The sequence below is a fragment of the Paenibacillus sp. EB106-06-01-XG199 genome (assembly GCF_058791575.1).
This window is the reverse complement of the sequence record NZ_JBYTDQ010000009.1, coordinates 203,114-226,915: the sequence shown is the minus strand read 5'-3', so window position 1 is coordinate 226,915 and position 23,802 is coordinate 203,114. Positions and strand designations below refer to the sequence as shown.

Annotated in this window: 18 protein-coding genes; 2 read left to right on the top strand and 16 right to left on the bottom strand. The window is 42.1% G+C overall.

What is annotated here, in order from left to right; translation table 11 throughout:
• Window positions 1-83 precede the first annotated feature (83 nt).
• The 10 genes from pcrA to AC3WT9_RS27765 all read right to left on the bottom strand — a co-directional run bounded on the left by pcrA (window position 84) and on the right by AC3WT9_RS27765 (window position 11,342).
• Window positions 84-2,441: a DNA helicase PcrA gene (gene pcrA / locus AC3WT9_RS27810; protein ID WP_341379948.1), complete on the bottom strand. Its 2,358-nt coding sequence runs from the start codon at window positions 2,439-2,441 to the stop codon at window positions 84-86.
• Between the two features lie 62 nt (window positions 2,442-2,503).
• Window positions 2,504-3,214: a heptaprenylglyceryl phosphate synthase gene (gene pcrB, locus AC3WT9_RS27805; protein WP_341097797.1), complete on the bottom strand. Its 711-nt coding sequence runs from the start codon at window positions 3,212-3,214 to the stop codon at window positions 2,504-2,506.
• Window positions 3,215-3,479: 265 nt separating this feature from the next.
• Window positions 3,480-4,352, bottom strand: coding sequence for a phosphatidylinositol-specific phospholipase C/glycerophosphodiester phosphodiesterase family protein (locus AC3WT9_RS27800; protein WP_341096665.1), 873 nt, complete (start codon window positions 4,350-4,352; stop codon window positions 3,480-3,482).
• A gap of 89 nt (window positions 4,353-4,441) precedes the next feature.
• The gene (locus AC3WT9_RS27795; RefSeq protein WP_341096667.1) at window positions 4,442-5,842 is read right to left on the bottom strand and encodes an undecaprenyl-phosphate glucose phosphotransferase; all 1,401 of its coding nucleotides are present in this window, start codon (window positions 5,840-5,842) and stop codon (window positions 4,442-4,444) included.
• Complete coding sequence (locus AC3WT9_RS27790) at window positions 5,839-6,786, bottom strand: glycosyltransferase family 2 protein (RefSeq protein ID WP_341097798.1); 948 nt, start codon at window positions 6,784-6,786, stop codon at window positions 5,839-5,841. The genes AC3WT9_RS27795 and AC3WT9_RS27790 overlap by 4 nt, the downstream gene beginning before the upstream one ends.
• A 126-nt stretch (window positions 6,787-6,912) precedes the next feature.
• On the bottom strand, window positions 6,913-7,872 hold the full coding sequence (locus AC3WT9_RS27785; protein WP_341096669.1) for a glycosyltransferase family 2 protein: 960 nt from the start codon (window positions 7,870-7,872) through the stop codon (window positions 6,913-6,915).
• 233 nt (window positions 7,873-8,105) lie between these two features.
• Window positions 8,106-8,966, bottom strand: coding sequence for a dTDP-4-dehydrorhamnose reductase (gene rfbD, locus AC3WT9_RS27780; protein WP_341097799.1), 861 nt, complete (start codon window positions 8,964-8,966; stop codon window positions 8,106-8,108).
• A gap of 8 nt (window positions 8,967-8,974) precedes the next feature.
• Entirely contained in the window at window positions 8,975-9,997 is a 1,023-nt protein-coding gene (gene rfbB / locus AC3WT9_RS27775; RefSeq protein ID WP_341379949.1) for a dTDP-glucose 4,6-dehydratase, read from the bottom strand.
• A gap of 33 nt (window positions 9,998-10,030) precedes the next feature.
• Entirely contained in the window at window positions 10,031-10,579 is a 549-nt protein-coding gene (gene rfbC / locus AC3WT9_RS27770) for a dTDP-4-dehydrorhamnose 3,5-epimerase (RefSeq protein ID WP_341379950.1), read from the bottom strand.
• A gap of 19 nt (window positions 10,580-10,598) precedes the next feature.
• Window positions 10,599-11,342 (bottom strand): sugar phosphate nucleotidyltransferase, encoded by a 744-nt coding sequence (locus tag AC3WT9_RS27765; protein WP_038597190.1) that lies wholly within the window; start codon window positions 11,340-11,342, stop codon window positions 10,599-10,601.
• A gap of 246 nt (window positions 11,343-11,588) precedes the next feature.
• On the opposite strand from AC3WT9_RS27765, the gene AC3WT9_RS27760 reads away from it, so the two are divergent.
• Window positions 11,589-12,605 carry a glycosyltransferase family 2 protein gene (locus AC3WT9_RS27760; protein ID WP_445935364.1) on the top strand — a complete coding sequence of 339 codons (1,017 nt, stop codon included), beginning with the start codon at window positions 11,589-11,591 and terminating at the stop codon, window positions 12,603-12,605.
• A gap of 58 nt (window positions 12,606-12,663) precedes the next feature.
• Here the strand turns inward: AC3WT9_RS27760 and AC3WT9_RS27755 are convergent, their stop codons facing one another.
• The 6 genes from AC3WT9_RS27755 to AC3WT9_RS27730 all read right to left on the bottom strand — a co-directional run bounded on the left by AC3WT9_RS27755 (window position 12,664) and on the right by AC3WT9_RS27730 (window position 20,881).
• On the bottom strand, window positions 12,664-14,007 hold the full coding sequence (locus tag AC3WT9_RS27755; protein ID WP_341379952.1) for a DUF6056 family protein: 1,344 nt from the start codon (window positions 14,005-14,007) through the stop codon (window positions 12,664-12,666).
• Window positions 14,008-14,070: 63 nt separating this feature from the next.
• Window positions 14,071-14,991: a glycosyltransferase family 2 protein gene (locus tag AC3WT9_RS27750; protein WP_341379953.1), complete on the bottom strand. Its 921-nt coding sequence runs from the start codon at window positions 14,989-14,991 to the stop codon at window positions 14,071-14,073.
• A gap of 46 nt (window positions 14,992-15,037) precedes the next feature.
• On the bottom strand, window positions 15,038-17,353 hold the full coding sequence (locus AC3WT9_RS27745) for a glycosyltransferase (protein ID WP_341379955.1): 2,316 nt from the start codon (window positions 17,351-17,353) through the stop codon (window positions 15,038-15,040).
• Between the two features lie 16 nt (window positions 17,354-17,369).
• Entirely contained in the window at window positions 17,370-18,899 is a 1,530-nt protein-coding gene (locus tag AC3WT9_RS27740) for a class I SAM-dependent methyltransferase (protein ID WP_341379956.1), read from the bottom strand.
• A complete protein-coding gene (locus tag AC3WT9_RS27735) occupies window positions 18,889-20,112 on the bottom strand; it encodes an ABC transporter ATP-binding protein (RefSeq protein WP_341379957.1) in 1,224 nt (407 codons plus the stop codon). Before AC3WT9_RS27735 ends, AC3WT9_RS27740 begins: the two co-directional genes overlap by 11 nt.
• Window positions 20,102-20,881 (bottom strand): ABC transporter permease, encoded by a 780-nt coding sequence (locus AC3WT9_RS27730; RefSeq protein ID WP_341379958.1) that lies wholly within the window; start codon window positions 20,879-20,881, stop codon window positions 20,102-20,104. The genes AC3WT9_RS27735 and AC3WT9_RS27730 overlap by 11 nt, the downstream gene beginning before the upstream one ends.
• A gap of 130 nt (window positions 20,882-21,011) precedes the next feature.
• Between AC3WT9_RS27730 and AC3WT9_RS27725 the strand changes: the two genes are divergently transcribed.
• Entirely contained in the window at window positions 21,012-23,759 is a 2,748-nt protein-coding gene (locus AC3WT9_RS27725) for an O-antigen ligase family protein (RefSeq protein WP_341379959.1), read from the top strand.
• Window positions 23,760-23,802 lie beyond the last annotated feature (43 nt).

The window sequence follows — 23,802 nt, the reverse complement described above, 5'->3', positions numbered from 1 at the left end:
TCATAAGGATAATGTAAAGCATGTGAATGATACTTCTACTTTATCTTTATATTCTAAAAATGCATTCGTTAACCGTCCCCGGATTATTCGACTTTGGTAATCGGAGCAAAACCCGCAAGCAGCCGTTTCACACCGACCGGTGCCGGAAAAGCAATCTGCAGCTCCGTGTCGTTACCGCTGCCTTTCACGGACACAATGGTGCCGGTGCCCCATTTGCCGTGGGCTACCTTGTCGCCGGCTTTATACTCGCCTGGCGCCGCGGCCCCCGCTTCCGATGCGCGCTGCGCACCGCTTCCGGAGGTTACGGTCACGCGGCCTGCTCCGGCCGCTGACGCTGTGCTGCCGCCAAAGCCGGCGGTCACGCCGCCTGCTGGCGCATTCCCGGCAGCGCCTCCGCGGCTGCCGAAGTTCCCCCGGGCGCCGCCGGTGAAGCCACGGCCGCCATAGGCACCGCCAACCTCCGCGCCTCCGCGCCGGAAGCGGTCCGAAGCAGAGCCGGTATCTTCCTTAAGCTCCTCCGGAATCTCCTCCAGGAAGCGGGACGGCGGATTGGCTGTCGTCCGTCCGAACAGCGTGCGGCTGCGGGCACAGCTGAGGAACAGCTGCTTCTCCGCACGCGTAATGCCTACATACGCCAGCCGCCGTTCTTCTTCCAGTTCATCATTGTCCTGAAAGGCGCGGCTGTGCGGGAATACGCCCTCTTCCATCCCGATAATAAATACGGTCGGGAATTCCAGCCCCTTCGCGCTGTGCATGGTCATCAGCACTACAGCATCGTCGCGTTCCTCCTCATCGTCATTCACACTGTCGATGTCAGCGATCAGTGCCAGATCTGTGAGGAAGGAGACCAGTGACTTGTCTTCGTTATTCTTCTCGAATTCCATCGTCACGGACAGGAACTCATCGATGTTCTCCAGCCGTGAGCGGGATTCTAGCGTATTCTCATTCTGCAGCTCCAGCCGGTATTGCGAGAGCTCCAGAATCTTCTCCGTCAGCTCCGTTACCGAGAGGAATTCGACCATCCGGTGCAGCGCTTCGATCATATCATAGAACTCCACCAGCGTATTGCGCGTCCGTCCGGCAAAGCCCAGATCGTCCACCGTCTGCAGCACGCGGAAGATGGATACCCCACGTTCTGCTGCTGCTACAGCCAGCTTGCCCACAGTGGTATCACCCAGCCCCCGCTTTGGCACATTGATAATACGCGTCAGACTGATGTCATCATCCGGATTGGAGAGCAGGCGCAGGTACGCCAGCAGATCCTTGATTTCCTTACGGTCATAGAACTTGATCCCGCCGACGATCTGATAAGGAATGTCTGATTTGATCAAAATTTCTTCTATTACGCGAGACTGTGCATTCGTGCGGTACAGGATGGCATGATTCTGGTAAGCCTGGCCCTGCTTGGCACTCTTACTGATCTCTCCGGTGACAAAATAACCTTCATCATGCTCGGAGTCGCCCCGGAACACTTTGATCTTCGGACCTTCCTCTGAATCCGTCCACAGCTTCTTCGGTTTACGTCCGGAGTTCAGCGCAATTACGCCGTTGGCTGCATTTAGTATATTGGAGGTCGAACGGTAATTCTGCTCCAGCAGAATCGTCTTCGCTTCCGGATAATCTTCTTCGAAATTAAGAATATTCGAAATGTCTGCTCCGCGCCAGCGGTAAATCGACTGATCGCTGTCACCAACTACGCAAATCCGGTGATGGCTTTCCGCCAGCATGCGGCAAAGCATGTACTGCGCACGGTTCGTATCCTGATACTCATCCACATGAATGTATTTGAATTTCTTCTGGTAGAAATCAAGTACCTCAGGCACTTCCTTGAACAATTGGATCGTCTTCATAATTAAATCGTCAAAATCCAGCGAGTTGTTGCTTCTCAGCCGGTGCTGGTACTTGGTGTACACTTTAGCAACAAGACCTTCAAAATAATCGCCAATCTTCTGCTCGTATTGCGCCGGAGTAATCAGCTCATTTTTGTTTGTGCTGATGACGGCCTGGACAGCCTTTGGCTCAAATTTCTTCGTATCGATATTCAGGTCTTTCATACAGTTGCGGATGACGGACAACTGGTCTGTAGAATCGAGAATTGAGAAATTGGAGGTAAAGCCAATCCGTTCAATATCCTTGCGCAGAATCCGTACACACATCGAGTGAAACGTGGATACCCATATATCCCGTCCTTCTGGTCCAACCAGCTTGGAGACACGGTCCTGCATCTCCCGGGCCGCCTTGTTTGTAAAGGTAATCGCCAGAATTGCCCACGGCGGAGCCTTGCGGTTCGCAATCAACCAGGCAATGCGGTGGGTAAGCACCCGGGTCTTGCCGCTGCCCGCGCCGGCCATAATCAGCAAGGGACCTTCAGTAGCTTCTACAGCCTGGCGCTGTGGAGGATTAAGCCGGCTTACGGCTTCCTGTATGTTAACAAGTTGCATGTGTGACATGCTCCTTTCTCAGTTTAAGCTTAGAATGTCAAGAGCAGCGCTATCTCAACTTGCTACTCCCAAAGCATCTGCGGGGTCTTCTTTACCGCCTGCACGGTGAGCAGTGCTTGCTGTATATCCTGGTAAATAATGTTCCCGACTACTACGGTGTCGCAGAGGGCTGCAACCTGCTTAGCCTCTGCCTCGCCGGTAATACCGCCCCCGTAAAACAGCTGGCTGTTCTCCACCATCTCTCTTACCAAACGAACCGTCTTCATATCACCGAACATGCCGCTGTATTCAAGATACACAACCGGAAGCTGCATCAGCTTGTCCGCAATCTGGGCATAAGCCGCAGCCCCCTCGGCGCTAAGCGAATGGTCTGCACCCGTAAGGCGTGCTACGGAAGAATCGCCATTCAGGACAATATATCCTTCGGCCAGCAGCAGTTCCCATGGAATCAGGCTTCCGTAACGTTGAATGGCTTTGCGGTGTTGGCCAATAATCCAGGCCGTGTCTGGTGTATTAAGCACCATAGGAATCATATACAAATCAAAACCGGGAACGACTGCCTCCAGATCCGAAATCTCCAGTGCGCAAGGCAGCTCATAACGCCGCAGCCGGTTCAGCAGATCAATAGTATTCTCATAAGTCACACCGGTGGAGCCTCCAACCAAAATCGCATCGGTTCCAGACAGGCAAATGGCCTCCAGCTCAAGGTCTCCGAGCTCACGGTCCGGATCGAGCTTAAAAACATGCCGCCAAGGCTCTATCAGTTGCCGCATCATATTCATCAATCGTCCATCTCCATCATTCATCTAGCAAGCCAAATACACTCCGCTACCGCAAAAAGCCGTAACTCTAGTCTATGCCAGCGCTAAGGGGAGTGTCAATTTAAAGAGCGAAAAAATGCGAACATTTTTTCGCCTTTTTATAATATAAGAATTCATTGTTGTATGCTATAGATCAGTCTTATCTTTCTGGTAGAAAATAAGCTTTATGTGCATCGTTCAACGAACAATGATTGCTCATTATCACCTCTGCCGGCTGCTAGTTTCGCCCCAGGCCTCCGAGCCTCTCCATGTCATCTTCAGAAACGAAATCAGTATAGAACCCGTCCACACCCAGACGGGACAGCTGGACGATTTCTTTCTCATCATTAATCGTATGCACATAGACGCGGGCACCGGCCCTTTTCAGTTTTTGCACAAAGCTCTTGGTAGCCCTGTCGTCAGGCATGGTGATGTTCGCCCCGGTTTCCTTGACGAATTGAGTCACCACTTCATCACTGTCCTCCGATTGATATAACGTATAAATGACTTCGGGAAAGACATGCACCTTACGGATCATATCCAACATCTCACGACTGTAAATCTGCGGGACAATCCGCTTCAGCAGCGATGGATCCCTACGCTCAGCTGCCTCGACAATCACTTCAAACTGCTGTGTGACCAGTTCCGCTTCAACCTCCTTCGTATCGGTTACGATATAGGCATCCGGATAAGCCATCATCAAATCCATGATCTTCTCAATATCAGCCGGCGAGTATAGGCCCAGAATCGGACTGTCCATAAATTCGGCATAATCCAGTACTTCCCCTTCCTTGTCTGCAGGAAGCACCTCCTTCTGTCCTAACTGCTTAGTCATATCCCTTGACCACTCATGACGGGCCACTAGTTTCTGATCCCCGGTGAACAGCAGATCGGCTTCAAATATACGTGTTCCCTGCTCATAATTGGCGATAAAACCTTCAACAGCGTTGGTATAGGCATGCCCGTTGATGCCACCCATTGCATGGGCAACAATCCGGTGGGCTGCAAAGCCGGCGGCCGGCTCTTTATCTTCCGGTGTCAGCGTAATCACAAGCAAAAGTACTATTGCTATAACCATGATGACTGATGCAGTACTCTTTTTTTTATCCATTATAGTAGGTTTCCTTTGCAAAAGTTGGAGTATAAAAACAAAAAACGGCTGTGGCCTTGGGTAAGGATAGCAACCGTTTCTATGTGAAATTAATAGGCATTTTTAAATCCGTTGCGAATCGTTTTGACAATAATCCGAATATCAAACAGCAATGACCAATTTTCAATATAGAAAATATCATGCTTAATCCGTTCTTCAATCGAGGTGTCCCCACGCAGACCATTACTCTGTGCCCATCCAGTAATACCTGGACGCACATGATGCTTCACCATATACTTGGGGATCTCTCCACGGAACTGCTGCACGTAGAACGGCCGTTCCGGGCGGGGCCCTACCACACTCATATGCCCCAGCAGCACATTAAAAAATTGCGGCAGCTCATCCAGACTGGTCTTGCGGATAAAACTCCCAAAGCGGGTGCGCCGCGGATCCTCCCGTGTACTCCAGCCTGTATCTTCTTCGCCGTCCTGCTGCATTTTCATCGAGCGGAACTTATACATCATGAAATTATGCCGGTTAAGTCCTACACGCTCCTGCTTGAAGATGACCGGGCCCGGAGAAGTCAGGCGAACACCGAGGGCTACTATGAGCATTACAGGCGACATTACAAAAATGGCGAACAGCGAAAAAATAATATCAAACAGCCGCTTGGCCAGCTTATTCCCGGTCATATCTAAAGGAATATCACGGACATTAATCATTGGCATTCCGGCAAAATTATCAAAATAAGGACGGGCCGGCAGGTAGTCGAAGAAATCTGGAATAATCAGCGTCCGTACTCCAGCCTTTTCGCAGGCAGCAATAATGGCGGGATACTTAGAGTGGGCATCAAGCGGAAGCGCCAGAATCACCTCGTCTACCGGCAGCAGCTCCAGTATTCCAGCCAGTTCATCCACCTTGCCGAGTATTGGCTTAAAGCGCCGTTCCTCTATCCCGTCCCATTCCTGATAATCATCAAGAAAACCAATGGTCTCATATCCCAGCTCCGGATACTGCACCAAATTGTTGTAGAATCGTTTGCCGAGCGAGCCTGCACCGATAATCAGCACGAATTGACGGTTAAAGCCTTTTTCACGGAGTGATTTCAGCATCGTCTTCAGCACATAACGGTAAAGCATGATTGAGAGAATATTAAAACCCATATATATGGCCAGATACTGACGGGAAACGTCGATTTCCTTCAGGAAGAACATCAGGCCAAGCAGGATAAAGACTGCCATGATGTGCACCTGAAATATTTTGAGGAATTCATCGACAAAACGTTTCTTACGCTTCGGCAAATACAGGGAAAGCACAATCCCTATAAATACAGAAATCACACCATAAATAAGGCTCCAATAGGCATAGGATTCAACCGGAAGCGTATTATAGGATTCCAGCCAGCCACTCTTGAACTTCAGCCACCAGGCCGCCAGAAAGGAGATTTGGATAATCAGGAAGTCGGCAACCATATAGAGTTGTGTTAAAAACCTCTGATTACGGCGAATCATAATCTCACCTCAGCATTCGTTTCATTGCGTGAACCTGCTTCTCCGGAATCCGCAAGGCTCTGCGCCGGTGAAGAAACCACGCGTGAAGACTTTAACATATTGCGGGCAAGCGAAAGGGTGAACTTTACCCCGACTCCGGCATATACCGCTCCATTAATCATACTGTTGTACCTCTTGCTAAAATGCTTGCGATGAAATAAAATCATTGCTCTGTGAAACTCATAGACAATTTTAAATGGTCTGCGCCGCGCGCTGCCGCCTTTTAGATGCACGATGGAGGTCTTCGGATAGTAATAAATCCCCCACCCGGCTTCTTTAATCCGGAAGCACCAATCCAAATCCTCACCATACATAAAGAACTCTTCGTCCAGGCCGCCGACCTGCTCGATCGTCGCCCGCCGAACCAGCATAAAAGCCCCGACTAGACAGTCTACCGGGTAATCCAGATCTGGATCCAAATAACCTAGCTGGTAGCCGTTGAATCTGGGCCGGCCGGGAAACAGCTTGCTGAAACCAAAAGCATAATAAAAGGATGCCGAGGGTGTCGGAAATCCTCGCTTGCAGGCCTTGTCCAGCGATCCATCCGGCAAAATCACCTTGCAGCCCGAAGCGCCAAGATCCGGCCGGCTGTCCATAAAGGAAACCATCGTCTCCAGCGTATCCTTCCGCACTACCGTGTCGGAATTAAGCAGCAGCACATAACGTCCGGAGGCCGCCTCCATCCCCTGATTATTACCCCGGGCGAAACCAACATTCTCAGAGTTGGCAATCAGCAGCACATCCGGGAATTCCTTGCTGATCGACTCGACAGAATGATCACGGGAATTATTATCTATTAAAATGATCTCATAGGAATAATTAGTTACCGAATCATATACCGACCTAATACAGTCCATCGTCAGGCCACATGTGTTGTAATTTAAGATTAATATACTGACATCTATATTCACTTCACTACGCTCCTGACTAATATAGTAATCTACCGACAACTATTATAACATAAAAACCTCCCTGATAGGCGGAGCCTAATTAGGGAGGTTTTTACAGATTTCCCGTGCCAGTAAATTACCTTACGCGTCCGGTTTCCTGGATGCTTTATTTTGTATATATCGCCGTTTCTGTTTAAGATGTCTCCGTTGTTGGAAAAAAGCAGACCAGGCCTTTAGCAATTGGCGTTCCTTAAGCAGTGTATAACCGTGTGCGGCAAGCTCATACGGCAGTGAATACAGCAAAGTGAGAAGCAGCGTGCCGGCAGGCTCGTTCTTGTAGATCATCTTGTAGCGGTTAATATACGAAATCCGCCTAATGAACACCGGTTTGCTGTCCCGGCCGGAAGGTTTCCAGCCACGTTCGTGGTAGCCTATGGCTTCTGCTTCAAAGTAAGCCAACCAGCCGAACAGCCCAGCCCGCCATGCCACGTCCACATCCTCCTTATAGGCGAAGAAATCCGCATCAAAGAACTCCCCCTCAATGCTGACATCTTCAATCATCCGGCGTGAATACATCGCTGCGGCCCCAGATACGCCAAATACGAAACCAGATTCCAGCCAGTCTGTGGAGGGATCTCCTGCACCGCGGTCAAAGGCACGCCGGGCTCTATTCATCCGCAGACCTGTGCTGTCCACAAGGGAGTGATCAGCTTTGAGCAAAAGCTTGCCAGTAGCACTGCCAATACGCGGATTTGACTCCATCTGCAAGATAAGCCTGGAAATATAACTATTTTCAAGCGTCAGATCCGGGTTAAGCACAAGTACATAATCTGTATCTGTTGCCGCCAGGGCCTGGTTATGAGCGGGGGCGAAGCCAGTATTAATCTTATTTTCTATGAGAACAAGAGAAGGAACCCCCGTCTCTTCGATCTTTTGATAAAACCCCCTCACTCTTTCCACGCATCCGTCTGTTGAGGCATTATCCACCACCACAATCTGCTTCACCGGATAATCCTGGGCGAGTACTGCCGTCAGACAATCAATAATATCATCCGCACTGTTAAAGGTAACAATATGTACACTGACTGTTTTGTTATTCATAAATATCCTCGGATTCTTGAATTCATTATGGTTCTGAAGCTATTACACATTATTATAACGAAAACAACAGGTTGCGGCTATGTTACCTGGAATGATGGTATCCTTAAAGGAGGAACAAAGTGAAATAAAAGGCATAATTTTAGCACTATAAAACATGTTTATGTGAACAGTCGTTACAGCAGCAAAAAGCTCCCGACCGTCGATAACGGTTCAGGAGCTTAGTTTGCGCTTATCTATTTCAGTTCCAGCAAAAAGTCCCTCAGTCCGGCCCGCCAAGGCCGGATATCTGCAAACCCGTTCGTGCGGATGGCTAAATGCTCCATTACCGAATTGCGCGGACGTGGTGCCGGGCGTGGAAACTGTTCTGTAGCACATGGCTCTAGCTTTGCTGTGAATTTCAGACTCAGAATATCTTCTGCCTCCGCGAAAATTGCCTGTGTAAACTCATACCAGGTGCAAGACTCACTGTTAGAGGCATGATAAATTCCGTATCTCTCCGTTTGAATCAGCTCAAGCAGGAAACGGGCCAAATCTACGGTGTAGGTAGGTGAACCTTGCTGGTCGTCTACTACCTGCAGCAGCGGCTTCTCCTGTCCCAGCTTCAGCATCGTTTTCACAAAGTTGTTGCCATATTTGCCATACACCCATGATGTACGTACGATGAAAAATTTCGAGGACAAAGACTGCACCAGGATTTCTCCTGCCCGCTTTGACTTGCCATAAATACTTTGCGGATCCGTATTATCATATTCATGATAAGGCTGAGTTCCCATGCCATCAAAAACATAATCCGTACTAATGTATACCAGCTTGGCTCCGGATTTCTCCGCAGCCAGTGCTACATTGCGGCTTCCAGTGGCATTAATTAAATAGGCGGCATCCACATCAGTTTCCGCAATATCCACCGCCGTATGGGCGGCACAATGAATGACAGCATCCGGACTGAACCCGCTGATAACCTCAGTACATTGATCGAGATCTGTAATATCCATCTCCTGACGGTCACAGCCTAGAACCTCATGTCCTTGCTGCTGCAACAAAAGTACAAGGTCCTGCCCCAACTGTCCAGCGGAACCCGTAACCAATACCTTCATCTTCGACATTACAGCGAATCCCCCAAACGGCTGCCATACTGAAGTTCGGCATATTTCTGGTATTCACCGGATTGAATACGGGTCCACCACTCTTTATTATTCAAATACCATTGAATGGTTTCTTTAATGCCGGTTTCAAATGTATGCTTTGGCTTCCAGCCCAACTCGTTGGTAATCTTGGTTGGGTCGATGCCATAGCGGCGGTCATGTCCGGGACGATCCTGCACGTAAGTAATCAGAGAATCCGGTTTGCCCAGTTCCTGCAGCACAGTATTCACTATATGCACATTTGTGCGCTCATTATTGCCGCCAATATTATAGACCTCACCGTTTACCCCTTCATGAATAACCAGATCAATTGCACTGCAGTGATCTTCTACATACAACCAGTCGCGGATATTCATTCCATCGCCATAAACCGGCAGTGCCTGATCAGCAAGCGCACGGGAAATCATGAGCGGGATCAGCTTCTCCGGAAATTGGTATGGCCCGTAGTTGTTAGAACAGCGGGTGATATTAACCGGCAATCCAAAGGTTTCGTGGTAGGCACGCACAAGCAAATCTCCGCCCGCTTTGCTGGCGGAATAAGGACTGTTTGGAGTAAGTGGAGTTTCTTCAGTAAAGAGTCCCGTGGTTCCTAACGTTCCATACACCTCATCTGTAGACACTTGAACAAATTTGGTCACACTATATTTCTTTGCTGCATCCAACAGCACCTGTGTGCCGAGCACATTTGTCTTCACAAACACATCCGGCTCCAGAATGCTCCGGTCCACATGTGATTCCGCCGCGAAGTTGACTACGATATCGACTCCCTGGCTGAACAGTGTGTCCATCGCCTCTACATCCGTAATGTCCGCTTTGGCAAACGTATAATTCGGATTGCCCTCCACCGACTTCAAATTCTCCAAATTCCCCGCATACGTCAACGCATCCACGTTCACGATCTGGTAATCCGGGTGCTGCTGCAGCATGTATATTACAAAATTGCTGCCGATAAATCCGGCCCCGCCGGTAACGAGCAGTTTCATATGTTAGCCCACCTTTTGTTCAATGAATAGTATTTAATCGAAATTGAGCTCTGCATCCTTAAGCAAAGGATGGCGCCCATCTTTGTCCGACAGGACTGGAGTTGACACCGGCCAGTCAATGCCAAGTGCCGGATCACTCCATAATATGCCGCGGTCGTTCTCGGGGGAATAATATTGGTCCACCTTGTATAACACTTGGGTGTTCGGCACCAGCGTACAAAACCCATGCGCAAAGCCCTTTGGCACCAGCAACTGACGTTTATTATATTCACTGAGAATTACCCCAACCCACTGTCCGAAGGTTGGAGAATTACGGCGAATATCAACAATAACGTCATAAATCACACCCGAAAGAACTCGAATAAGCTTGGTCTGCGCTTTCGGATTCAATTGATAGTGCAATCCTCTAAGTACTCCAACCTCAGAAGAAAGTGATTGATTGTCCTGGATGAACTTATAGTTCACTCCTGCCTTATGCATTAATTCCTCATTATAGCTCTCCATAAAAAAACCCCGGTTGTCACCATGAACCACCGGCTCAAGGATGCATGCACCCTGTAATTGTAAGGCTATAGCTTTCATATGATAGCGCCCTCCAAATCTATAGTTTCAATTTACCGAATTCCTCACCAAACGTAATCTCTTGAGCTAAGCCGTTAGCTTTTGCCAGTGAAACATGGGTACCTGCATCCGTCCACCAACCTTGAAGAACATCGAAAGTTAATTCTCCTCGATTAATATATGCATTATTCACATCAGTAATTTCCAATTCTCCGCGCGCTGAGGGAGATATAGTTTTAATGATCTTAAACACTTCGCTATCGAACATATATATCCCTGTTACAGCATAATTGGATTTAGGAGTTGCGGGCTTTTCTTCAATCGAAACAATACGATCACCTTCTAGTTCAGGCACACCAAATCTTGAAGGATCAATTACCTCCTGAATCAATATCTTAGCTCCAGCTTTCTGTTCACGAAAATTATCAACGAATGGTGCAATATCATCCTCAAATACATTATCTCCAAGAATAACGATCATTTGATCTTGTCCAACGAATTGCTCCGCCAAATCCAGAGCCTGAGCAATCCCACCTGCTTCATCTTGTACTTTATAGGTGAAGGTAACACCCATTTCTCTGCCACTTCCTAATAAATTCACGACGTCGCCCATGTGTTCCTTGCCTGTGACGATAAGAATATCTTTTACATCCGCCTGCTTTAATTTATAAACGGAGTGGAAGATCATCGGATATTTGCCTACAGGTAATAGATGCTTATTAGTCACTTTAGTTAAAGGGTAGAGGCGCGAACCAGTGCCTCCAGCTAGGATTATGCCTTTCAATGTCACTCAACCTTTCTTGCGCTTAGTCCTTGAATTAAAGGCGTACTATTAGAGAAACATAAAGATGCTACGAATGCAAGTTTACCAAAGACCGAGAACCTTATCATATAATGTATATTACATTAACATTATTCTAGTAGTCCAATCGGAAGCTCCATTTCCAAAATTAAATTAGTTTAATATGATATAAATTAGTGTTAGAATTATCATGAAATATTTAAAAGTGATAGAGGGAGCGATTTTGACTTGAATAGCAATTATATTATTAGCCCCAACTTAACATTGGTTATACCTTGTTATAATGAAGAAGCTGTTTTACCTGAAACTATAAGACAACTTACACTTATTCTAAACAATTTGATTCAAATAAATAAAATTTCTCAAAATAGTAAAATTTTATTTATCGATGACGGAAGCCGAGATAGTACATGGGAGCTTATTGAGAGTCATAATAAAGTCAATAAATATGTACATGGGTTAAAACTAGCCAAAAATGCTGGTCACCAAAACGCATTATTGGCCGGATTAATATCAGCCAAAGATTATTCTGATATTATAATTTCGATTGATGCTGATCTTCAAGATGATCTAAATGTAATTCATGAATTTATTAATAAATATAAAGAAGGTTATGATGTTGTATACGGCGTAAGAAAAAGCAGATCGACTGACACCTTCTTTAAACGTTCTACTGCTCAAGGTTTTTATAGATTAATGAACACAATGGGGGTTAATTTAGTTTTTAATCATGCGGATTATCGTTTGATGAGTAAAAGAGCAGTGCAACATCTATCAGAGTTCAAAGAAGTAAACCTTTTTCTAAGAGGTCTGGTACCTTTAATTGGGTTTAGATCTACTGAGGTATATTATGATAGGAATGAACGCTTTGCAGGAGAATCTAAATATCCCTTAAAAAAAATGCTAGCCTTTGCTTTTGATGGAATAACCTCATTTAGTGTAACTCCAATACGATTGATTACTGGACTGGGCTTCATCATATCTTTGTTCAGTATTTTGGTTGCTATATATATCCTTATTAGCAAATTTTCCGGAAGCACTACATCTGGTTGGTCCTCGTTAATGATTTCGATCTGGTTTATTGGTGGTGTGCAGTTGGTAGCCTTGGGGTTGATTGGGGAGTACATCGGAAAGATATACAAAGAGGTCAAAGCTCGCCCTAAGTATATCATTGAAAAACTAACCTTAGAGGTTAAGGACTCTAACCAGAATGAAAGCAAAGAACTTGCTTCTTTAGCTCGCTAGAAATAAATCCATAAAAAATCTCCATGTCTTGTATTTCCTAACATGGAGATTTTTTTATTTAGTACAATATATAGTACCCCTTAACAATCCAAATCATTAATAGAGACAAGATGTTAACAACAGGAAAAGCAAAAATAAATATATACCCTAGTTTATTTTTCAGTTCTATTTTGTTAAGAACATTAATTGATACAAGCGAGAGTAAAGCAGCGCTTACTGTCAGAGTTCTATTCCCCGAAGCATAAATAGTGGGAGAAAAAAACATAATACACATTGATGCTATTGCAGCTGCTAGGCATAATAGGATAAACCATTTTCTTTCAGATATCATTATAAGCATTGAAATCAGCAATAGAGAAAAAATCGACCAGAAAATATACGGAATTAACGCCAAGATAAATTTCGGTTCTATTGTCCAGATATTAATCAGATTATGTCCAAAATGAAAATTCCTGATAGCTTCAAAGTCAAACAATACGTTATTTGGATTTCCGATTATAAGAACCGAGAATGAAGTTGCAACTAAAACAATAAATATAAAATTCAGAAGTCGAGTTACGTAAGTTTGTTTCACATTCGATTGAAGATTAAATACATAGAGGGTTCCTACAGAAATTAAAAGCAATAACCATTTTAATTCCGTAAAAGCTTTCCCAAAAAACCATATTACACCGAGGTATAAATGATCTTTTAACGACAGTTCATTAAAATTCGGAAACCAAGTGGCGGTCTCGGAAACAAATCTGCTACTATTTCCGGGAGCCTTAATGGAGATGATAGTACCAACCAAAAAAATAACTGTTAGAAAAATTAGTCTAATACTATATTTCTTAGTTTTAATAAAATGTGTCGTTATAGAAATGAAAGCAAAACTAACCATACATAAGGCAGCTTGTTCATTAGCAAACACAGCCAAGAGACCTGATAATAATGAGAGCAGAATACGTCTATTACTGGTATCGTAATTATTTCTAAATGTATAGTCTGCAAAAGGTATCATTGCAAATAGCCCCATCGCTATTGACCATAAATACACCATAGAACCAGTAATCCAAAAAACTCCCGAACTAAGGATGCTTTGACTGAAATACCCCATAATACACAAGGCAACAATAAAATATTTTAATGAATTCTTTTCTCTAATTATTCTAACTAGCGAATAGGCTACAAGCATAATAAACCCTGCATTAACGAACTTCCAGAGCCAAACTTTCCCCCCCAGAAAGAAATAGAAAAAAAGTTCACCTGACATTCTTCCAGTCCAACCATTATATCGCATGCTTAAATACTCTGTAAGTGAATACTGGCTTGACATTCCACTAAAAAGAGTATCATCACCAGGCGCAATTTTTATTATGAAATGAAAAAAGTAGATTACAAAGTAGATCAGTAAATATTTCATTATTACATTAATATGTATTTTAATACTATCTCCCCCTTTACTTAACCACAATTATCGTATCAGTTATATATACCCAACCATTACCAACATTTTGAATAACATATTTCCAAAAAAATTTTGTCTGTACAATTTACTTCTTTTTAAAAAGACTAACTTCTGTACAAGAGATTCTCTTTCATCTAAAAATAAGCGTAGTTGTTCTTTGTTTTCCCCTGAAATCTTATCTCCATAACATTTCCAAAACTCCAAGGCCTGTTTATACAACAACCGTCGCCCTCTGTTCTCAGAGAAGCTCATAAATTTTCTGAGTAATATATCCAGGAAAGTTTTGTTGCCCCCTACAACATTCGATTCATGCTGTCTGTAAAGTATAGTTGGATCGGATTCATAAATAATCTCACCAAAAGCAGAGATACATAAATAAATCCACCAATCATGCATAATGATATTTTCGTTGTCGGGCACGCACTTAATTAACCCGTCTCTAGCCTTTCTGTTAATAGTAATGGTGGCACCGACAACAACATTCTCCACCAATGCATTATAAAAACCAAGAGCTTTTCCTGGCCGCTGCGGCCACACTTTAATTTCCTTTAATTTTGAATCAGTCAATTGAGTAGCAGAACAAAATAACAGGGGCTTATTGTTATTTCGTTCCACTAATTTTAATATAGAAACTTCAACCTTAGTTTTCTTCCATATATCATCTTGGTCGCAAAAAGAATAATATTTCGCATCTGTTCTGGCTTCTTTCAAAAGCTCAAAAAAACTATTTATAACTCCAATGTTTTTGCCTCTTATTAATCTTATTTGTAATGGATATTTAGACATGTACATCTCAATAATATCGAGTGTTCCATCATTTGAGCCATCGTCTCGAATAAGAATATCCAGATCACTATAAGACTGAGACAATAAACTATCAATTTGTTGAGAAATATATTTCTCACCATTGTATGTTGATAATAGAATTTGGACAGTCATCTATATACCGCCTTTGCCACTACAATATCCTCGGTAATTTCATATTCTACCTGAGACGGTTCTTGACTCTCAATATGAGGTGTATTCCTTTTTTGCCCAATTTCAAAATAAAATGATCTCGACTTCTTAATACATTTAGCACTTTCCAACCAATTGTAGATTTCACGGCCTCTAGTTCATTTTCCAATTTCTGAACATGGGAATTGTATTCATTTAATGATACTGAACTATCATTAACTGGATGATAATATTTCAATCCTTCTAAAACTGTTCTATTATTCAGAGCATTCATTGATAACAAGGGTTTAGAGACAAGAAATTTATTATATATCTCAATATAATCAAGAACCATCTTCTCTTTAGTTTTCACGTTATTTCCTTTTATATTATCTACCTTTTTATGATATTCTTTCATCTCTCCTTCAATGATATATTTCAATTTGTCCATTACATCATTTACATCATTCGTCTCAGTCACCCATCCTCCACCAATTAGCTCAACTCTTTCTTTCAGTGCGCCAAAAGGTGTAACTAATACAGGTATATTGTGTGCCCAAGCTTCAGTAAGCGTATATGAATAGGTTTCTGGCCATGGAGACAACAAGCAAACCAGGTCTATTTCATTTTTTTCAATTAGCTCTTTCAAGTCCTCTCTTTTATACCGTCCATACTTTTGTACATTAGACTGATTAAGCAAATTCAGTTTTTGATCACCTAATCCACCAATAAGATGCCAATTAACATTACTTTTCGGAAATTTAGTAATCAGACTGTAAATCAGAGCACTACCTTTGTTAGGAGAAAGCCCTCCTATAAAAGCAATATTCCAGTTTTTATTCTCTTTGGTTCTTAGAATAGCATCATAATCAGGAAGAGCTATTCCATGCTCAATGGTAATAATTTTACCGTTAACCTCACCAAATTCTTCTTCAAACATTGCCTTAGTGGAGTTAGATGGAGTTATAAACAAATCTACATTTGACATCATTGCTGTAGCTTCAGCCTTCCACTTGTTAATAAAAGTAGAATGAAATCCATAGGTCTCTCTCAGGCAAGCATTGCATTTTTGTTCCGATCTCATGTCTTTACAATAAACATTATTTACATCCAGTAAATTAACTCTAGGACAAAACAAATAAAAGTCATGTAGTGTAAAGATTGTCTTTATCCCATTTTTTTTGGCGACATACGGGATATCAAATGAATGTCTAATTAGATGATGAATATGCACTAAATTTATCTCAAAGGTATTAATTATCTTTTCTACAATTTCACTATATTCTTGATGATGAAAATGTTGAAGTCCTATTGGTTCTTCTAGAGGGAAATGATATTTAGCCAACACCTCACCTTGAAAATATTGCTTCAACACGACTTCTTGACCATTTGTAACTAATACATATATAAAGTAATCTTTAATACCATCAACTATATCTTTTACGTGGTACTCGGTCCCGCCTATAGGCTGAGTGTAGCTTTCATCGAAAAAATTATGCAAAACAAATAACAAATTCCCTTTCGATTTATAAGAGTCAACGTAACTCGAAAGTCTAAATCTAATGTTATCTTGTATCTCTTTCAACGGATTTTTAACTATAAAATCATGTATTCTTTTATCATAATACGGGTACAAAGTATTTAACGTCTTCAAGTTTTTCTTTAGCAATTCAAGCTTCTCGCCTTGAAATGACATAGAGCCTTTATGATATATAAAGGTATGATCATCTAGAATGTTTTTATATCCATGTTCAATGACCCTACAACAAAAATCGTTTTCCTCTCCGTAGCCTTTTCCAAAGTTTTCTTGGTCAAAGAGTCCTATCTCATCTATTATGTTTCTCTTAATATACATACAAAATCCTACTGCAGTAGGGATTTCACGAAATTGTTTCAAGGAAATATTTTCTATATAATGAGCAAATGAATCTATATCATATCCTGCAGGTATATGGTTATCCTCTAAAAATGTCGGAACAGAACAAATGCTTCCGTTATTCGTAAGAGGAGTTACTGTAGCAATAGAGTGATCAAGGTATGCAACTTTTCTCATCTTTTCCAGCCATTTTTCTGTAACAATCGTGTCACTATTCAACAGTACCACATCATGTTGAGAGTAGCTCATTCCTCTGTTTACAGTCCCCACAAATCCAAGGTTCTTTTCGTTTTGGAGAATCACAATGCTTGGATTATCAATTTCGCCCAAAAACGCAGATACTCCTGGATCAGGACTACAATCATTAATAATAATAATTCTGTTATTTGAAAGATCAGTGTGTTGTATTAGAGAGTCTAGACAATTCTTCAGTTCCTCAGGTGCATTATAAACCGGAATTATAATGTCACAGTTAATTATATCTTTCATCTATAACCAATACCCCTTACTTCCCTCTGATTTTATTCGCCATTCTTCTAAATAAAGCAGTGCTTCGCCATGAAAAGGAATACTTCATCAAGCTAATTTCTTTTCTCAACTCTTCTATTAAGATTTCTTTGTCTCTAAGGTTCGAAACATATTCAAGAGATCTTTCCTCATTTTGTTTAATAATTGTTTTATGATTTTCATCTAACAACTTATATATTTCTTTTAAATCTGCGAACTGGTTATTTAAATCACTGTATGTTTCACTCCAGGCCGTATTCTTATCAAGAAGTTCTTTCTCCCTAGCCAATAATACATTAATTTCTTCACTATACCTTTGATTTTCTTTAGATAAATTCATTATTTCCAGTTCATTATTTTTCATTTCATGCGATAGTTTAGTTATTATTTCTTCAATCGAATTATTAATTTGCATTTCTACTTCGAGTATATATTTTAAGTTTCCATTTAAACTAATACCTTCGATATAAATTGAAGGATCATTATCAGTTGCGAAGAAACGAAAATCGCGCTCATCAGCTAATTTATATATATTATTTAAAGGTTTTAATTGGGATGTGATTTTTGTGTTATCTGGATTCACTTCTCTTTTAGTCCCCGATGAAGTGATTTCAAAAAGTTTAACCCCTCTAATTGCTCCATAGACCGGAGTATTCGCAGGATCTAACCGCAAGTTCCCTTTAACCCCTAAGGGGATGTCAAAAGAGTATGTCTTAAAGTCATTATTAAACACCACTGGGACTTGAATTGACGACAATTCGTTAAATGAACTATCTTCGCCCCAATATAATTGACAGTGATCTAGATCTAGATAATTAATATGCTGTCTATAAGTAAAGTCTAGAGGATTTTCATCTGATTTCTTCTTCCTAGACATAGTTACAAACTGATAAACATCTCCATCCAGCCTATTTTCCAAATAGTGTTGGACCAATACAGGGAAATCACTATATTTTTGTTGAAATTCAGTAGTATCAGGTCTCCTCATAGTTGTGAGCCATTCGAATGGTTCAAGTCTACAATCATCTAATAATTTCAACAAACTCTTTCTTGTAAAAAAATGGACATGAGTGTCATCCAATAATCCCGTAGAACGATAATCAAATCTCCCTTGCATTAATTCCATTATAATAGCATTGTGAGAAATATTCGGAACTGAAGTTAATACAATTCCATCGTTATTCAAAAGAGAAGTTGCCTGTTTCAGAATAACTTCAGGATTTCTCAAATGTTCTAAAACATCAGCAAACAAAATAAAATCAAACGAAAATTCACTAACTTTTTGAAACCAAGGATCATTTTCAATATCTGCTACAATCATTAAATCAGCATATTTCCTGGCCTTTTCAGCTGCTTCCGCATCAATTTCAATGCAGACAATTTCACAACCGAGTTCCTCTTTCATATATTTTGTCATATAACCTGAAGCAGAGCCGAACTCTAAGACTTTAGTATTACGCTTAATTTTGTTTAATATCAAAGAATGGGAGGTACCCACAGAAATGTCCAAGTCAACATTATATTTCACTACCAGCGCCTCCTGAAGTCCAACTGTGATCCAAATGAATTATTCCCTCCGCAATATAATCTGCAGATTGAATACTAAAAGAATTAATTTTTGTTTTATAATCAAGTCTCACTAATCCAGCACTTTCAAAAAAACCCACATCAATATAATAGGTGCCAGGTAATAAATTCAACTGATCATATTTACAGACTAATGTATAGTTTCCGGGCAATGAAGGTAGTGAATAATCATCTAGTTTGGTATTAACTCCACAGATGTAAGCATCCCTTTGGTCAGTAACAGCAACTCCACCAACAATTCCTTTTAGTTTCGTTTTAAGCGTGTACTCAATTTCAACGTATACATCTTCCTTAAAAGAGAATGTTTCCTTGGCTTTGCCGGAACCATCTTTGGTACGTATATTGTTGATCAATAAAACTTTTTTTTCATGTTCATTTGAATCCAGTACTTTTTCTTCTGCAATCGGTTCGCTCTTTGTTCTCATGAAGATTTCGTATTCATTTGTTACTGATAATACATCCCCGTATCTGTATATCCTTCCGTCTTTCATCCAAATAACTTCATCACAGAAATTTTTCACGGAATAAGTATCGTGACTAACAAATAAAATTGTTTTCCCTTCCTCTTTAAATTTCTTCATTTTATCCATGCATTTTAATTGAAACTGCATATCTCCAACTGCTAATGCCTCATCGATAATCAATATATCCGGATCCACATTAACGGCGCAAGCAAATGCAAGTCTCACGTACATACCTGAAGAATACAGTTTTACTGGCTGATCAATAAATTCCCCTATCTCAGCAAATTGTTCAATGATAGGCATTCTTTCCTTCATTTCTTTTTCAGACAAACCCATTATACTTCCATTAAGATAAACATTTTCTCTACCTGTAAACTCTGGATTAAAGCCACTTCCTAGTTCAAGTAATGCTGCAATTCTACCTTTTATATTTAGTGTGCCAGAAGATGCTTGGAGAGTACCCGCAATAATTTGTAGTAATGTACTTTTCCCTGATCCATTCCGCCCTATTATCCCCAATGTTGTTCCAGATGACACGCTAAATGAAACATCATTCAGCGCCCAAAATTCTCTATATAGCTTTTTTCTATTCTTATAGAAAAATTGTTTTAACCTGTCTTGAGGTTTGTCGTACATCTTATACATCTTCGATATATTATTGATAGTTATTGATTTATTATTATAGGACATCTGCAAATCCACCTTTTGTTTTTTTAAACCAATAGTATCCTAATAAACAAAAAACAACCCCAATCAACGTTCCATAGCCGAGCCATACAAAATCTGGTCGAACACCCCAAATCAGAACGTTACGCATATCTTCAACCGTAAAGCTAATGGGATTCAAGTTGTATAAAAACCTTAGTTCCTTAGGAACTGAAGAAACCGGATAAAATATAGGACTCAAAAACATTAATGCACTAGTCAAAACATTCACAACATAACTGACATCTCTCACATAAGTCCCCAATGATGCTAGGAACCAACTTAATCCTGTAGCAAAAAGGAGAATGGGTAGACAAACAAGAGGGAGATAGAGTGCGGTTATGTGTATACCCCCTCCAAAAAAGGCAAGTCCAATAAATAAAATAATAAAACTAATAAGCATATGCACTATGGAAGACAATACTATCGAAACTGGAAGTAAGTGTAATGGAAATATTACTTTTTTCACATAATTACTATTCCCTATAATCAATGTTGGTGAACGATTAATAACTTCTGAAAAAAAGTTAAAAATCGTCATTCCGCTAAAAATAATCAAAGCAAATTGAAGGTGATTATTCGACTGAACATTCCAACGAGCCTCAAATACCACACTAAAAACAAACGTATATATCGCCAGTAACATAATTGGAATTACCACTGACCATAATATACCTAGTGATGAACCTTTATATTTCGCTAAAACATCTCTTTTAACCAATTGCTTTAGTAAGTTTAGATTGCTAGAAAACATTTCATTTTACTCCCTTTCTAAATTAAAGCTACTTTGAAATCAAACAACAATATTTATTCTAAATTACTGGCCCCCCAAACGCTCAATATGCTAGAATATCCACGTACCTACAGAAAAAGGAGATTAAAACGTGTCTAAACCAGTATACGGAAAAAATGCTGTTCAGTCGAGAAATGTTGAAAAGATATCCAGCCCCATATGGGCATTAGTTGTCGCTTTTATTGTGTTTTTGGTTTGGACCCCGTTTCAGGTGGGGGTGTTTAACGGACAACAGATTGATTTTGAAAAACCGGTCTATGTGTCTGCTCTGCTTAGCGGCCTGATGTTATTGGTGTGGATGGGCCTCTACTTCAATAAATTCAAGCTTGAGGAGCAGCGCGATCTGCTGGCTGTTGCCTCACTGCTGCTTCCAATAACGTATGCTTTGTCACTATTTGGTGCAGCCTCGCATTATATGGCGATGAACCTGCTGTTAATTCAGAGCATGTACATTGCAATATTCATTATAGCGTTATATCTCTTGAAGCAAAAGCAACTAAATGTTGTCATCCAAAACGCTGTCCTTGCGGTTGCTTACTTTATTGTGGGATTCGGACTATTGAATTGGCTTGGCAGCTCGAAATTTGCCGGCAGTCTGGTTGGCTGGTTCTCCAATACCGTAAGTAATGGTAAATATTTGGATGCGGTTATGACCGATTCCAATGGTCTTCGGTTAACTTCCATATTCCAATACGCAAATACCTATGCAGCCTTCCTGATGGCTTTTCTGTTTGTAGCCGTATTTGCTTTGGTCCGCTCTAAAAAATGGTACGGTACGCTGACTCACGGATTTATGCTTGTGCCCATTATTGTATCGCTGCTGTTGACGTTGTCCCGTGGCGGGCTCGTCATGCTGCCTGTGGTATTCATCCTGCTGCTGCTGTTCCTGAAACCTGCTCAGCAAATTCTCTGGATTATCCACATTGCCATTTCCGGCCTTGCAGCCCTGCTCGTTACAAATCCGCTGACTACGCTGGGACTAGAACTGAATACCAGCTTCACTTCAGGGGCTGCTCTTAAAGCTTGGGCGTACCTGCTTGGGGCCTCTGCTGTCGTTGCTGCTCTTGGGTGGGCGGTTCAGCGTGTTGTTGCACCTTGGCTGGAAGCAAAGCTATCCGGCATGTCTTCCCGTAAGTTTTCCGGGCTGTGGCTTCCACTGGTATCGATCTTGCTTGTTGGAATGGCGGCTTTCCTGCTCATTGGTACAAGCGTCCGTAGTGTTCTGCCGGATAATATTGAAACGCGGCTGGAGAATATCAACTTCAAGCAGCACAGTGTACTAGAGCGGTTCACTTTCTATAAAGATGCTCTTAAGGTTGTTAAAGATTATCCGATTCTGGGCGCGGGAGGCGGAGGCTGGGCTTCTCTCTATGAGCACTATCAGAATAACCCTTATACCAGCCGCCAGGCGCATAATTTCTTCCTCCAATATCTGATTGAGGTTGGAATTGTCGGATTCATCGTATTTATGGGCTTCATCGGATACATTTTCTATAAATATATCCGCAGTTATGTGAAACGGGAGAAAGATGAATTTGATAATGGCTTCTTCTTCCTTATTATCGCCTTGTCCATTCTCGTCCACAGCTTGCTGGATTTCAACCTAAGCTATGCCTTTATGGGGATCCTTGTCTTCCTTGGACTGGCTGGAATGGCCGCTGTCATGGACAGCAAACCGCTTCGCCGTGGCTGGAGTAAACCCGGACTGCGTATCGGCTACTTGGCTGTACTCACCATCGGCACCATCTATCTGGTCTTTATATCGATAAGCTATATCGGATCCAGCAATGACGCAATGAAAGCCAAAAAACTGATCGGCGTCAGCCAATCTTATGAGGAAATTAAAGTACCTTTGGTAGCTGCCCTGAAAGACCGTCCATTCCACCCGGAATCGGCGATATACTTATCGTCCATGGATCAGCAAGTCTTTAGCCAAACCCAAGATGGGCAGTATCTGGAGGAGGCCTACACCGTAATTTCCCGTGCACTTAAGGACGAGCCTTATAATAAGGATTTGTTGAAGCAATTAGTCGGATATTATGACCTTAAGGGGCAGAGCGATCTTGCCCTGGGCGTCTACCTTGATAATGCCGATAAATTTGTATGGGACATTGATTGGTATGAGACAATAATCAGCCGGTCCCAAGCGCTTGCAAATGCAGCAAGTGTGCAAAAGGATGAAGCTAAAAAGCAGGAATACCTGAATAGTGGCTTTGATGCCTACAAGCATGTGGTTGATGGAGTGGAACACCTGAAAACTTTGCCTCCTGAGCAGCTGCAAGGCCGTCCATTCTCGATCACACCAAACATTGCTTTAAATATCGGCAGAATGCAGCTTCTGGCTGGAGAAAATGATGCTGCTGCTGCAACGTTAAAGACTGGCTTTAACGAGAACTATGCCGATATCGTGAACAGTACAACTCTCTGGGATACTAACTGGTATAGCGCGCTTATCAGCCGTTCCTACGAGCTGGCTCAGCAGGCTTTCACTCAAAAGAATGACGATGGTAAACAGCTTAATCTCAAGATCGGCCTCGAAGCCTATCGTCATATAACGACAGACTTGCAGGGCCAGGCCATTCCTTCAGCAATTTCTTTGAATGCAGGCCGAATTCAGTTCATGGCAGGTCAAACTCAGGTTGCTGCCGCAACATTGAAGCTTGGATTGAGTGAGGATTATACTGATGCTACTAACCGCGAAATTGCCCGTTGGTATCTCGCCGCTCAACAAAAGGCTAACACCGCTCTCGATCAGGATGTATATAATAAGCTAATCGCTGCTGATCCTGCGGAAGTTGAAAAGATTACTGAAATTGCAAGCACATCATTTCAAGAGTAATTAACAGGATAACAAGGCAGCGGGCGATATTGCATATGGAACC